The sequence below is a fragment of the Streptomyces sp. A0642 genome, assembly GCF_004795105.1.
In the GTDB taxonomy this organism is placed as follows: Bacteria; Actinomycetota; Actinomycetes; order Streptomycetales; family Streptomycetaceae; genus Streptomyces.
In genome coordinates, this window is record NZ_SSBL01000002.1 from 202,315 (window position 1) to 215,081 (window position 12,767).

Annotated in this window: 13 protein-coding genes; 10 read left to right on the plus strand and 3 right to left on the minus strand. The window is 71.8% G+C overall.

The features are described 5' to 3' along the window. Window positions 1-61: 61 nt before the first annotated feature. Entirely contained in the window at window positions 62-376 is a 315-nt protein-coding gene (locus E6R60_RS04490; RefSeq protein ID WP_136325087.1) for a hypothetical protein, read from the plus strand. A gap of 70 nt (window positions 377-446) precedes the next feature. On the opposite strand, the gene E6R60_RS04495 is transcribed toward E6R60_RS04490, so the two are convergent. Then, window positions 447-1,103: a pirin family protein gene (locus E6R60_RS04495; RefSeq protein ID WP_136325088.1), complete on the minus strand. Its 657-nt coding sequence runs from the start codon at window positions 1,101-1,103 to the stop codon at window positions 447-449. A gap of 122 nt (window positions 1,104-1,225) precedes the next feature. Here E6R60_RS04495 and E6R60_RS04500 point away from each other — a divergent pair, with 122 nt between their 5' ends. The 6 genes from E6R60_RS04500 (at window position 1,226) to E6R60_RS04530 (ending at window position 6,951) form a co-directional block, all read left to right on the plus strand. Continuing rightward, on the plus strand, window positions 1,226-2,425 hold the full coding sequence (locus E6R60_RS04500) for a helix-turn-helix domain-containing protein (protein WP_136325089.1): 1,200 nt from the start codon (window positions 1,226-1,228) through the stop codon (window positions 2,423-2,425). Between the two features lie 89 nt (window positions 2,426-2,514). Then, the gene (locus tag E6R60_RS04505) at window positions 2,515-3,429 is read left to right on the plus strand and encodes an ACP S-malonyltransferase (RefSeq protein ID WP_136325090.1); all 915 of its coding nucleotides are present in this window, start codon (window positions 2,515-2,517) and stop codon (window positions 3,427-3,429) included. Window positions 3,430-3,442: 13 nt separating this feature from the next. Further along, the gene (locus tag E6R60_RS04510) at window positions 3,443-4,444 is read left to right on the plus strand and encodes a ketoacyl-ACP synthase III (RefSeq protein WP_136325091.1); all 1,002 of its coding nucleotides are present in this window, start codon (window positions 3,443-3,445) and stop codon (window positions 4,442-4,444) included. 63 nt (window positions 4,445-4,507) lie between these two features. Further along, window positions 4,508-4,756 (plus strand): acyl carrier protein, encoded by a 249-nt coding sequence (locus E6R60_RS04515; RefSeq protein WP_014045780.1) that lies wholly within the window; start codon window positions 4,508-4,510, stop codon window positions 4,754-4,756. Window positions 4,757-4,831: 75 nt separating this feature from the next. Continuing rightward, a complete protein-coding gene (gene fabF / locus E6R60_RS04520) occupies window positions 4,832-6,094 on the plus strand; it encodes a beta-ketoacyl-ACP synthase II (protein WP_136325092.1) in 1,263 nt (420 codons plus the stop codon). Window positions 6,095-6,384: 290 nt separating this feature from the next. Then, on the plus strand, window positions 6,385-6,951 hold the full coding sequence (locus E6R60_RS04530; protein WP_136325093.1) for a TetR/AcrR family transcriptional regulator: 567 nt from the start codon (window positions 6,385-6,387) through the stop codon (window positions 6,949-6,951). Between the two features lie 103 nt (window positions 6,952-7,054). On the opposite strand, the gene E6R60_RS04535 is transcribed toward E6R60_RS04530, so the two are convergent. Further along, window positions 7,055-7,549: a DUF3145 domain-containing protein gene (locus E6R60_RS04535; RefSeq protein WP_136325094.1), complete on the minus strand. Its 495-nt coding sequence runs from the start codon at window positions 7,547-7,549 to the stop codon at window positions 7,055-7,057. Between the two features lie 353 nt (window positions 7,550-7,902). On the opposite strand from E6R60_RS04535, the gene E6R60_RS04540 reads away from it, so the two are divergent. The 3 genes from E6R60_RS04540 (at window position 7,903) to E6R60_RS04550 (ending at window position 11,932) form a co-directional block, all read left to right on the plus strand. Then, complete coding sequence (locus E6R60_RS04540; RefSeq protein ID WP_136325095.1) at window positions 7,903-8,817, plus strand: SGNH/GDSL hydrolase family protein; 915 nt, start codon at window positions 7,903-7,905, stop codon at window positions 8,815-8,817. Between the two features lie 32 nt (window positions 8,818-8,849). Beyond that, a complete protein-coding gene (locus tag E6R60_RS04545) occupies window positions 8,850-9,848 on the plus strand; it encodes an aldose epimerase family protein (protein WP_136325096.1) in 999 nt (332 codons plus the stop codon). A gap of 158 nt (window positions 9,849-10,006) precedes the next feature. Then, window positions 10,007-11,932 (plus strand): NAD(P)/FAD-dependent oxidoreductase, encoded by a 1,926-nt coding sequence (locus E6R60_RS04550; RefSeq protein WP_136325097.1) that lies wholly within the window; start codon window positions 10,007-10,009, stop codon window positions 11,930-11,932. A gap of 1 nt (window position 11,933) precedes the next feature. Here the strand turns inward: E6R60_RS04550 and E6R60_RS04555 are convergent, their stop codons facing one another. Continuing rightward, window positions 11,934-12,704: an EI24 domain-containing protein gene (locus tag E6R60_RS04555; RefSeq protein ID WP_136325098.1), complete on the minus strand. Its 771-nt coding sequence runs from the start codon at window positions 12,702-12,704 to the stop codon at window positions 11,934-11,936. Between the last annotated feature and the right edge of the window lie 63 nt (window positions 12,705-12,767).

The following is a 12,767-nucleotide window of genomic DNA, read 5'->3' on the forward strand; positions in this document are numbered from 1 at the left end:
CCCATGCTGGGGAAGTGCCGCACCCGGATCGGGGCACATGCCGAGCGAGGGGTGTCCGGACATGGGTGTCTACGACCGGTTGTTCGTCCCTGCGCCGTCCCCCTGCCCCGCGTGCGGTTCGCGGGAGGACTGGGTGATCCAGTTCCACTTCGGGGACGTGCATCTGAACAGGTTCCGCGTCGGCGACGCGATCGCGTGGTCGGACCATGCCAAGGGATCCCCCCGGTCGGGCCCCTTCGAGGTCCCCGGCTATCCGGAGTGGTGCAAGCAGTGCGGGGCGGACGACAAGCCCTTCCACCTCGTGCAGTTCGACGGTGACGTGATCACCGGCCACCGCCCGGCGACCGAAGAGGACGGGCAGCGATTCGCATGGTGACGGAGGCGGGTCGCCTCCCAGGAGGCCGCCCCGGGTACGAAGTCACCGGCCGACGGACCTGATCCGCGCCTCAGTCCGGCAGCTCCCAGACCAGTACCTCGGACGCCCCGTCCGCGACGAGTTGGAGCCCGGTCTCGCCGGCGATCCGCGCCTCGTCACCCGCCGCCAGGCTCTCGCCGCCCAGCCGCACGTCCCCCCGCACCACGTGGACGTACACCTTCGGCGCGTCCGGTACCGCCGTGCGCTCTCCCCCGGCCAGCCGGCGCACATGGAGCAGCGCGCCGGCCTCCGGAAGGGCGTACGGGGTGGAATCGGCGATGCCCGGAACCGTCGTGTACGAGGGTTCGCCGCCCGGCTCCAGGGGTGCGAGCCACATCTGGAGGAACGCCAACGGCGCTTCTCCGTCGTTGCGTTCGACGTGCCGGACCCCGGACGCCGCGCTGAGGTGCTGCACGTCCCCGGGGCGTACGACGGTGGCGTGCCCGGCCGAGTCCCGGTGGGTCAGCTCGCCCTCCACGACCCAGGTGACGATCTCGGTGTGGCTGTGCGGGTGCTCCTCGAAGCCGGCCCCCGGGGCGAGGCGCTCCTCGTTGCAGGCCAGGATCGGGCCGAAGCGGAGGTTGTCGGGGTCGTAGAACGTACCGAAGGAGAAGGAGTGCCGGGACTCGATGCCGGCCGCCCCGTCCCCGCCCCTGAAGCGGTCGCCCGAGCGACGTACGGAAATCACCCGTCCACGGTAGCCCGCCCGCGCGGGACGGGGGCCGCGCCCGGGGCCGGCTACCCGGCGGTACGACCCGCCGCCCGCCCCGCCCCGTCGGGCACCCGTCCGGATAGGGCAGTCTTGTCCCCGTGCCCCGATCCGATCCTGAGCAGCCCGCTGCGAACGCCGCCCATCTCCATGCCGCGACCCTGAAGCGACTGGAGCAGTCCTCCGGCCGGCTGGCCGCGAACGCGATCGCCCGCATGGACGAGTCGCTGCCCTGGTACCGGGCGATGCCCCCGGAGAACCGCTCCTGGATCGGCCTGGTGGCCCAGGCCGGCATCGCCGCGTTCACCGAGTGGTTCCGGCATCCGGAGACCCCGCAGGCCATCTCGACCGATGTCTTCGGTACGGCTCCGCGCGAGCTGACACGGGCGATCACGCTGCGGCAGACCGTCGAGATGGTGCGCACGACGATCGAGGTCATGGAGGCGGCGATCGACGAAGTCGCCGCGCCCGGCGACGAGTCGGTGCTGCGCGAGGCGCTGCTCGTCTACGCGCGGGAGATCGCCTTCGCGACCGCCCAGGTGTACGCGCAGGCCGCCGAGGCCCGCGGCGCCTGGGACGCCCGCCTGGAATCGCTCGTGGTCAACGCGGTGCTGTCCGGGGAGGCCGACGAGGGCGCCGTGTCCCGGGCCGCCGCGCTCGGCTGGAACTCCCCCGAGCATGTGTGCGTGCTGCTCGGCACGGCTCCGGACGGCGACAGCGAGCTGACGGTGGAGGCGATCCGCCGGGCCGCCCGGCACGCGAAGCTCCAGGTCCTGACCGGGGTGCTGGGCAACCGCCTGGTCGTGATCGCGGGCGGCAGCGACAACCCGTTGCAGGTCGCGAAGGCGCTGATCGGCCCGTACGCGGCGGGTCCCGTCGTCGCCGGGCCCGTCGTGCCGGACCTGCTCGCGGCCACCCGGTCCGCGCAGGCGGCGGCCGCCGGGCTCAAGGCGTGCAGTGCCTGGCAGGACGCGCCGCGGCCCGTCCTCGCGGATGATCTTCTGCCGGAGCGCGCGATGGCGGGCGACCCGGCCGCGCGGGACCAGTTGGTGGAGGAGATCTACAGACCGCTCGAAGAAGCGGGTTCGGCCCTCCTGGAGACGCTGAGTGTGTATCTGGAACAGGCGAGCAGCCTCGAAGGAGCCGCCAGGATGCTCTTCGTCCACCCCAACACCGTGCGCTACCGGCTCCGACGTGTGACAGACGTCACCGGATGGTCGCCGTCCGATGTGCGTTCGGCATTCACCCTGCGAATCGCCCTGATCCTCGGGCGTCTGGCCGACAGGGATCTCCAGTCCTAGACTTTTGTGGGACATCAACAATTCCCCCTACGGTTCTTCGTCCCTGTCCCCACGGGCGTTCAGGACCGTTCACAAGAGAGAGTGTGAGGGTGCTCGTACTCGTCGCTCCCGGCCAAGGCGCTCAGACGCCCGGCTTCCTGACTCCCTGGCTCGACCTCCCCGGTGCCACCGACCGCATCGCGGCCTGGTCCGACGCCATCGGGCTCGACCTTGCCCACTACGGCACCAAGGCCGACGCGGAGGAGATCCGTGACACCGCGGTGGCTCAGCCGCTGCTGGTCGCCGCGGGCCTGCTCTCCGCCGCAGCGCTCGACGCTTCACCGGCTGTCGTCGCAGGTCACAGCGTGGGCGAAATCACCGCAGCCGCTCTCGCCGGAGTGATCGGCGACGAGGACGCGCTGCGTTTCGTGCGGACCCGGGGGCTCGGCATGGCCGAGGCCGCGGCGGTCACCGAGACCGGCATGGCCGCACTGCTCGGTGGCGACCCCGAGGTCACCACGGCGCACCTGGAGAAGCTCGGTCTGACACCGGCGAACGTCAACGGGGGCGGCCAGATCGTCGCCGCCGGCACCGCCGCGCAGATCGCCGCGCTCGCCGAGGACATGCCCGAGGGCGTGCGCCGCGTGGTCCCGCTCAAGGTCGCCGGCGCGTTCCACACGCACCACATGGCTCCGGCTGTCGAGCGCCTCCGTGAGGCCGCCACGGCCCTGGAGGTCTCCGACCCGACCGTGACGTATGTCTCGAACGCCGACGGGAAGACCGTCGCCACCGGCACGGAGGTCATGTCCCGGCTGGTCGGCCAGGTCGCCAACCCGGTCCGCTGGGACCTGTGCATGGAGACGTTCCAGGCGCTGGGCGTCACCGCGCTCATCGAGGCCTGCCCCGGCGGCACGCTGACCGGTCTGGCCAAGCGCGCCCTGCCCGGCGTCAAGACCCTCGCGCTCAAGACCCCCGACGACCTCGACGCGGCCCGCGCGCTCATCGCTGAGCACGCGGGCGCCTAAGGAGCCCGAGAGCATGTCGAAGATCAAGCCCAGCCAGGGCGCCCCGTACGCACGGATCATGGGTGTCGGCGGCTACCGCCCGACCCGTGTCGTGCCCAACGAGGTGATCCTCGAGACGATCGACTCGTCCGACGAGTGGATCCGCTCCCGCTCCGGCATCGCCACCCGCCACTGGGCCTCCGAGGAGGAGACCGTGGCCGCGATGTCCGTCGAGGCGTCCGGCAAGGCCATCGCCGACGCCGGGATCACGCCGGAGCAGATCGGCGCGGTCATCGTGTCGACCGTCTCGCACTTCAAGCAGACCCCGGCCATCGCGACCGAGATCGCCCACAAGGTCGGTGCGGGCAAGCCCGCCGCCTTCGACATCTCGGCCGGCTGCGCGGGCTTCGGCTACGGCCTGACGCTCGCCAAGGGCATGATCGTCGAGGGCTCGGCGGAGTACGTGCTCGTCATCGGCGTGGAGCGGCTGAGCGACCTCACCGACCTGAGCGACCGCGCGACGGCGTTCCTGTTCGGCGACGGCGCCGGCGCCGTCATCGTCGGTCCGTCCAAGGTGCCCGCCATAGGCCCTACGGTCTGGGGCTCCGAGGGCGACAAGTCCGAGACGATCAAGCAGACCGTGGCGTGGGACACCTTCCACGCCGACCGGCCGGAGAAGTTCCCCGCCATCACCCAGGAGGGCCAGGCGGTCTTCCGCTGGGCCGTCTTCGAGATGGCGAAGGTCGCCCAGCAGGCGCTGGACGCGGCCGGGATCGCCCCGGAAGACCTGGACGTCTTCATCCCGCACCAGGCCAACATGCGGATCATCGACTCGATGGTGAAGACCCTGAAGCTGCCGGAGCACGTCACGGTCGCCCGTGACGTGGAGACCACCGGCAACACCTCCGCCGCCTCGATTCCGCTCGCAATGGAGCGGCTCCTGGCGACCGGTCAGGCGAAGAGCGGCGACACCGCGCTCGTCATCGGCTTCGGGGCGGGTCTCGTCTACGCCGCGACGGTCGTTACCCTCCCCTAGGCACACCGGGTCTTTTCGCCCGGACGCCCGAACCCAGCAGATATACACCGAAGGAGCGCCGACATGGCCGCCACGCAGGAAGAGATCGTCACCGGTCTCGCCGAGATCGTCAATGAGATCGCCGGTATCCCGGTCGAGGACGTCCAGCTGGACAAGTCCTTCACCGACGACCTGGACGTCGACTCGCTGTCCATGGTCGAGGTCGTCGTCGCCGCCGAGGAGCGCTTCGACGTCAAGATCCCCGACGAGGACGTCAAGAACCTCAAGACGGTCGGCGACGCCGCTGACTACATCCTCAAGCACCAGGGCTGATCCCAGCCCGCTGTGTCGCCACCCGGCGGTGGCGCCGCTGATTCACGACCCTCTACACGTGGAGAAGATTTTCCAGTGAACTCGACCAATCGCACCGTGGTCGTCACCGGTATCGGCGCAACCACTCCGCTGGGTGGCGATTCCGCATCAACCTGGGAAGGTCTGATGGCCGGCCGTTCCGGCGTCAAGCCTCTTGAGGGCGAACGTTTCGCCGACCTCCCCGTCAGGATCGCGGCCCTCGCGGCCGTCGACCCGGGCGACGTCCTGCCCCGCCCGCTCGCCCGCAAGCTGGACCGCTCGGCGCAGTTCGCGCTGATCGCGTCCCGTGAGGCGTGGGCGGACGCGGGCTTCACCGGCCCCGCCGGTGAGGACGACAAGATCCGCCCCGAGCGCCTGGGCTCGGTCATCGCCTCCGGCATCGGCGGCGTGATCACCCTGCTCGACCAGTACGACGTGCTGAAGGAGAAGGGCGTACGCCGCGTCTCCCCGCACACCGTGCCCATGCTCATGCCCAACGGCCCGGCCGCGAACGTCGGGATCGAGGTGAACGCCCAGGCGGGCGTGCACACCCCGGTCTCCGCGTGCGCCTCGGGCGCCGAGGCCATCGGCTACGCCGTCGAGATGATCCGCACCGGCCGTGCCGACGTGGTCCTCGCCGGCGGCACCGAGGCGGCGATCCACCCGCTGCCGATCGCCGCGTTCGCCAACATGATGGCGATGTCCAAGAGCAACGACGAGCCCGAGAAGGCCTCGCGTCCGTACGACACGGCCCGCGACGGCTTCGTCCTCGGCGAGGGCGCCGGCGTCGTCGTCCTGGAGTCCGCGGAGCACGCCGCCGCGCGTGGCGCCCGGGTCTACTGCGAGGTGCTGGGCCAGGGCCTGTCCGCCGACGCCCACCACATCGCCCAGCCCGAGCCGACCGGGCGCGGCATCGCCGCGGCCATGCAGAACCTGCTGGACCAGACGGACCTCAAGCCGTCCGAGGTCGTGCACCTCAACGCCCACGCGACGTCCACCCCCCAGGGCGACATCGCGGAGCTGAGGGCGCTGCGCAAGATTTTGGGCGACGACCTGGACCATGTCGCGATCTCCGCGACGAAGTCGATGACGGGTCACCTGCTCGGTGGCGCGGGCGGTATCGAGACCGTGGCGACGGTCCTCGCCCTGCACCACCGGACGGCTCCGCCGACCATCAACGTCGACCACCTCGACGAGTCGGTGGAGGCGGACATCGTGCGCGACGCGCCGCGACCGCTGCCGGAGGGCCCGATCGCGGCCATCAACAACTCGTTCGGCTTCGGCGGCCACAACGTGGTGCTGGCGTTCCGCAGCGTGTGATCGTTCGACGGCCGTACGCGTGAAGCCCGCTTCCCCGGTGAGGGGAGGCGGGCTTCAGGCGTCACACGGCCCCTTTCGCGGTGCCCGCCCAGGCCGTGCGCGTCGGGCGCCTTGTCCGAGGCGGTGGCCGCGTCCGGGACGGTGGAGCCTCGCGGTGTCGCGACGGCTTCCGCGGACCCGGACCTCGCCAGCCACAGCCCGGTGAACACGGCGGTGGCCGGGGTGACGGCGCCGGCCGCGGTGAAGGCGCTGTCAACAAACGCAAGCGTCAGCTGCGTTAAGGTGGAGGCATGGACGAGCGACAGACAGCCCGGCGGCCCGGCGGGCGGAGCGCCCGCGTCGGCGCACAGGTGCACCAGGCCGTCACCGAGCTGATCGGCGAGCGCGGGTACGGCAACTTCACCGTCGGCGAGGTCGCGGCCCGCGCGGGCGTGGCGGACAGCAGCATCTACCGCCGGTGGGGCAGCCTGGAACCCCTGCTCACCGACGTGGTGCTCACCCGGCTCAACGCGCGCTCGCCGATGCCCGACACCGGGAGCCTGGCCGGCGACCTGCGCACGTACGCGGCCCAAGTGGCCCGCGAGATCACCGGACCCGACGGTCCGGCGGTACTGCACCTGGCCTTCGCCCTCTCGGGCAGCGGCCGGCGGGGCGCGGAGGCCGGCGCCGCCCTCCGCGCGGAACGCACCCGGCAACTGCAGTCGATGCTCGACCGCGCCCGCGACCGCGGCGAGCCCGCACCCGACGCGCTCGACGTGCTGGACCACATCCTGGCCCCGATGTACATCCGCGTCCTGTTCGGCATGGTCCCGCTCGGCCCGGACTACGTCGACGGGCTGGTCGACCGCTTGCTGTGAACCAGGACCTCGACCGCTGCCGGCCGGCCAGGGCCTCTCGTCCGGATCACGCCGGGCTCGCGGGGCCCCGCTCCCCGATCCGGCCTGATCCGAACGAGAGGCCCTACACCACCTGGTGCAGCCACCGCACGGGCGCACCCTCGCCCGCGTGACGGAAGGGTTCCAGCTCGTCGTCCCACGGCTTGCCGAGGAGCTTGGCGATCTCCCCCTCCAGGTCCGTCTCCCCGCTCAGCGAACGGGCCAGCGCGGCCCGCAGCCGGTCCTCGGGGACCAGGATGTCGCCGTGCATGCCGGTGACGGCGTGGAAGATGCCGAGTCCGGGCGTGGAGCTGTAGCGCTCACCCTCCGCGGCCGGCGTCGGTTCCGCGGTCACCTCGAAGCGGAGCAGGTCCCAGCCGCGCAGCGCGGAGGCCAGTTTCGACGCCGTGCCCGGACGGGCCTGCCAGGAGAATTCGGAGCGCCAGGTGCCGGGCGCGGCCGGCTGCCTGATCCAGTCGAGCTGGACCCGCACGCCGAGCACGCCCCCCACCGCCCATTCGACGTGGGGACAGAGCGCGCGCGGGGCTGAGTGGACGTACAGGACTCCACGTGTCGTCACCGGGACCTCCAGTGTGGGACGAGGTGCGCCTTCCCCAGCGGCCTCGCGCCCGTACCAGCTCTCACCGGCCGGCTTCCCGAGGCTGTCATCAGTAAACAGTATCGGGAGTTAATGTCCGGATAAGGGAGGGTATGTGACGTGATGTGATGTTCGAGAGCCACCCGAGTGGAGCCGGGCGGCCGGGAGGGCCACTGGTTCGACGGGGAAAAGCTACCGTGCTGCGGCGTCCGAGGTGTGACGTACCGTCGGTCCTGGGCCCATGATTCGCTCCGCATTCACCCGGCAGGGCGCTCGGCCCTGCCGACCGCTGCCACGAGGGCATGCCGGGGGCAAGGGACAGGAGGGACGAGGACATGCCGGACCGTTCCGTACGGCACCGCTCGCGCACCGCTCTGAGCGCGCTGGCCGCCGCGACGTGCCTCGGCACGGCCCTCCTCACGGGCTGTGACGCGGGAACCGACGGGACGACGAAGGGCGCGACGGCCGACGGGGGCCGACGGCCCGCGGCCGCGCCGCTGTGGGACCGCAGTCCGGAGTCGGTCGCCGCGGTCGGGGATTCGATCACCCGCGGTTTCGACGCCTGTTCGGTGCTGGCCGACTGCCCCGAGGCCTCCTGGTCGACCGGCACGAACAGCACGGTGCGCAGCCTGGCGGTACGCCTCCTCGGCCCGTCGGGCGCGGCCGCCCGCAGCTGGAACCACGCAGAGACGGGTGCCCGGATCGCCCAGTTGCCGGAGCAGATGGCGCTGGCCGCGCGGGAGGACCCGGAGCTGGTGACGGTGATGATCGGCGCCAACGACGCCTGCCGGGACTCGGTGCGGCTCATGACACCCGTGGCGGACTTCCGGGCGTCGTTCGAGGCGTCGATGCGTCAGTTGCGCAGCGCGGCTCCGAAGGCACAGGTGTACGTGTCGAGCGTGCCCGACCTCAAGCGGCTCTGGTCGACGGGCCGGGGCAATCAGCTGGGCAAGCAGATCTGGAAGCTGGGCATCTGCAAGTCGATGCTGGGCGACGCGGACGACATGGGCGCCTCGGCGGTGGCCCGGCGCTCTGCGGTGCAGGACCGCGTCGTCGCGTACAACGAGGTGCTGCGCGAGGTCTGCGCGAAGGACCAGCGCTGCCGTTACGACGGCGGGGCCGTGTTCGAGTACCGGTTCACCGGCAAGCAGCTCAGCCCGTGGGACTGGTTCCACCCGGGGCTCAACGGGCAGGCCCGGCTGGCGGAGATCGCCTACCGCAACGTCACCGCGGCGCGGCCTCCCGCGTGACCCGGTCACCCCACGGGCTAGAGTTTCCGATCATGGACACGGGTTCGAACACGGTGATACGCACGGAGCACTTCGGCACCCTCGGGGACGGCACCGCCGTGGACCGGTGGACGCTCGAACGCGAGGGCACGCGGGCGCGGGTGCTGACGTACGGGGCCACCGTGCAGTCGGTCGAGGTGCCGGACCGCGACGGCACGCGCGGAGCGGTGGCGCTCGGACTGCCCGATCTCGCTTCGTACGTCCAGTACACCGGGCCCTACTTCGGCGCACTGGTCGGGCGGTACGCCAACCGGATCGGCGGGGCCTCCTTCGCGCTCGACGGGACGACCCACCACGTCACGCGCAACGAGGGCCGCAACCATGTGCACGGCGGGGCCGTCGGCTTCGACAAGCGCGTGTGGGACGCCCGCGAGGTCGCGGACGGGGTGGAGCTGTCCCTCGTCTCGGCGGACGGCGAGGAGGGCTTCCCCGGGCGGATGGAGGTCTCGGTGGCCTACACGCTGGACGGGGACGGGGCGCTGCGGATCGCGTACCGGGCGACGACGGACGCGCCGACCGTGCTGAACCTGACCAACCACACGTACTGGAACCTGGCGGGCGCCGACTCCGGCAGCGCCCTGGGCCAGCGCCTGCGGATCGCGGCCGGCCGGATCACTCCGGCCGACGCGGAGTCGCTGCCGACGGGTGAGTTCCTGCCGGTGGAGGGGACCCGGTTCGACTTCCGGGAGCCGCGGCCGGTCTCGAAGGAGTACGACCACAACTTCGTGCTGGACGAGGGCGTGCCGGGCCCGGTCGCCGAGTTGTACGACGAGGCGTCGGGGCGCGTCCTGACCGTCACGACGACGGAGCCGGGCATGCAGCTGTACACGGCGGACCACTTCGAAGGCCGGCCGTTCGGCCCGTGTGCCGGGATCGCCCTGGAGACGCAGCACTTCCCGGACTCGCCGAACCGGCCGGAGTTCCCCAGCACGGTGCTGCGGCCGGGCGAGGAGTTCGCGTCGACGACGGTGTACGGATTCTCGGTGCGCTGAAGCGGGGCGCGAAGGCGGCGTGAAGGCGGCGCGAAGGCGGCGCTGACCTGGGGGAACGCGGTACTACAAGATCGTTGAGCAGCACGTGCGGGTGATTCCCGGATGATCTACGCGCGTTCGCGCAGTGCGCCCCTTCCCGCGCCCCCCAGGGTGGCCGCATGACTACCCCCTCTGCCGAACCGGCGTCCGCCCTGCCCTCCCGGCGCACCCTGATCGCCGGCGCCGCCGCGGGCGCCGCCGCCCTCGCCTCCGCCGTGGCCCCGGCGGAGGCCGCCGCGACCGCCTCCCTCGCGGCCCCCGCCGCCGCCCCCGGCTCCGACTGGGACGCGTGCCTGACCGTCGCCCGCGCCATCCTCGTGCGCGACGAGCAGGACCGGTCGCTGGTGCCGCACTACCGTGAGGTCCTGCTGACCAAGGGCCTGCCGCGCAGCCGCAGGGCCGCCAAGAAGGTGCTGATCATCGGGGCGGGTCCGGCCGGGCTCACCGCCGCCCATCTGCTGCACGAGGCCGGGCACACGGTCACCGTGATCGAGGCCAACGGCAACCGGGTCGGCGGCCGGATCAAGACCTTCCGCAACGGCGGCCACGAGAAGGCGAAGTCACCCTTCTCCGACCCGAAGCAGTACGCCGAGGCGGGGGCGATGCGCATCCCCGACAGCCACCCGCTCGTCACCGGGCTCATGGACGGCCTCGGTCTGAAGCGTCGCCGTTTCCACCTCGTCGACGTCGACGGCACCGGAAAGCCCGTCAACCACACCTGGATCCACGTCAACGGCATCCGCGTCCGCAAGGCGGACTACGCGAAGAGGCCGCAGGCAGTCAACCGGTCCTTCGGGGTTCCCGCCGCGTTCGAGGACAAGACCGCGTCGGCCATCGTGCGGGAGGCCTTCGCCCCGGTGCGGACGGAGTTCGAGGGCAAGGAGGGCACGGAACTCGTCGAGGGCTGGGCCCGGGTCATCCAGCGGTACGGCCACTGGTCGATGTTCCGCTTCCTGACCGAGGCGGCGAAGCTCGACGAGCGCACCATCGACCTCATCGGCACCGTGGAGAACCTCACGTCGCGGCTCCCCCTCGCCTTCGTCCACAGCTTCATCGGGGCCTCCCTGATCAGCCCGGACACCGCGTTCTACGAGCTGCCGGACGGCACGGCGACGCTGGCCGACGCCCTGTACGCCCGGGTCGAGGGCCTGGTGCGGCTGGATCGCAGGGCCGCCAGGATCAGCCACTCGAAGGCCGGCGTGAGCGTCGAGACGGTGTCGGAGGGCCGGGACGGCACGGTGGTGCGCGAGACCTTCACCGGCGACCGCGCGATCGTCACCGTGCCGTTCTCCGGTCTGCGGCACATCCCGGTCACGCCCGCCCTCTCGTACGGCAAGCGGCGCGCGATCACCGAGGTCCACTACGACACGGCGACCAAGGTGCTGCTCGAATTCAGCCGCCGCTGGTGGGAGTTCGAGGAGAAGGACTGGAAGGCGGAGCTGGAGAGGGTCAGGCCCGGCCTGTACGACGCGTACCGGCTCGGGAAGGCGCCGGCCGACGGCTCACTGCTGGGCGCCCACCCCTCCGTACCGTCCGGACACATCCCGCCCAACCAGCGCGTGCACTACGCCGCGTACCGCGCGACCGCGCGCAACCAGCCCGAGGCGGCCCATGTCGTCGGGGGCGGATCGGTCACCGACAACGCCAACCGCTTCATGTACCAGCCCTCGCACCCGGTCGCCGGAAGCAGGGGCGGGGTCCTCCTCGCCTCGTACAGCTGGGCCGACGACGCCCTGAAGTGGGACTCGCTGGACGACGACGAGCGCTACCCGCACGCCCTCGGCGGGGTCCAGGACGTCTACGGGCAGCGCGTCGAGGTCTTCTACACGGGGGCCGGCGCCACCCAGTCGTGGATGCGTGACCCGTACGCGTACGGCGAGGCGGCCGTCCTGCTGCCCGGCCAGCACACCGAACTCCTCGCCCACGTGCGCTCCGTCGAGGGCCCCTTGCACTTCGCGGGCTGCCACACGTCCGTCAAGCCCGCGTGGATCGAGGGGGCGTTGGAGTCCGCCGTCCGCACCGCGCTGGAGGTGCACGGGAGCTGATTCAGGACCGCGGGGGCGGCACCGCCCCCGCGTTCTCCTCGCCCATCAGGCCGCGCGCCAGCAGCGTCGCGCCCGCGACGGCCCCCGGCATCAGGAAGACGGCGACGAACGGGACCAGGAAGGCGAGTCCCAGCGGGACGCCGAAGCCGAGGACCAGCAGCCGGCGGCCGCGCAGCAGGACGAGCCGGTCCTTCAGAACCATGCCGCGGCGCTGGAGCGCCACGGAGGTGAGCTCCTCGGCGAGGAAGTACCCCGTGACGCAGAAGCCGAGGAGCGGGACGACGGTCTGCCCGGCCACGGGCACGAATCCGAGGGCGAAGAGCAGCACGGCGTACAGCGCGACGCGCACCAGGACGCGCACGCTGTCGCGGGCGGAGATCCACAGCTCCCGCCAGAGCGGCAGCCCCGACACGGGGACCTTGCCGCCCTCGGCGCGGTCCACCTCCTCGGAGAGGGACTCGTAGAAGGGCTGCCCGACGAGCAGGGTCACGGCGGTGAACGTGATGACGGCGAGGAAGAGGCCGAAGCCGAAGACCAGCACGGTCAGGGTGGTGCGGAGCAGCCCGAGCCAGGGCGAGGACCAGCCGTCGGCGAACGGGGTCGCCCACCGCGCCAGGTCGTCGGCCCCGTAGCCGAGACCGACGAGGGCGCCCGCGTACAGGAGGAGGGTGATCAGGCCGGGCAGCAGCCCGAGGCCGAACCACCGTCCGTGCCCGACGACCCAGCGCTGGCCCTTGATCAGATAGCCGAAGCCCGCCCCGAGATCACGCATGGCGTCAGCGTAACGGGGCCGGGGGCGGGCTCCTGCGCCGGGATCAGCGCGTACCGGCGCAGA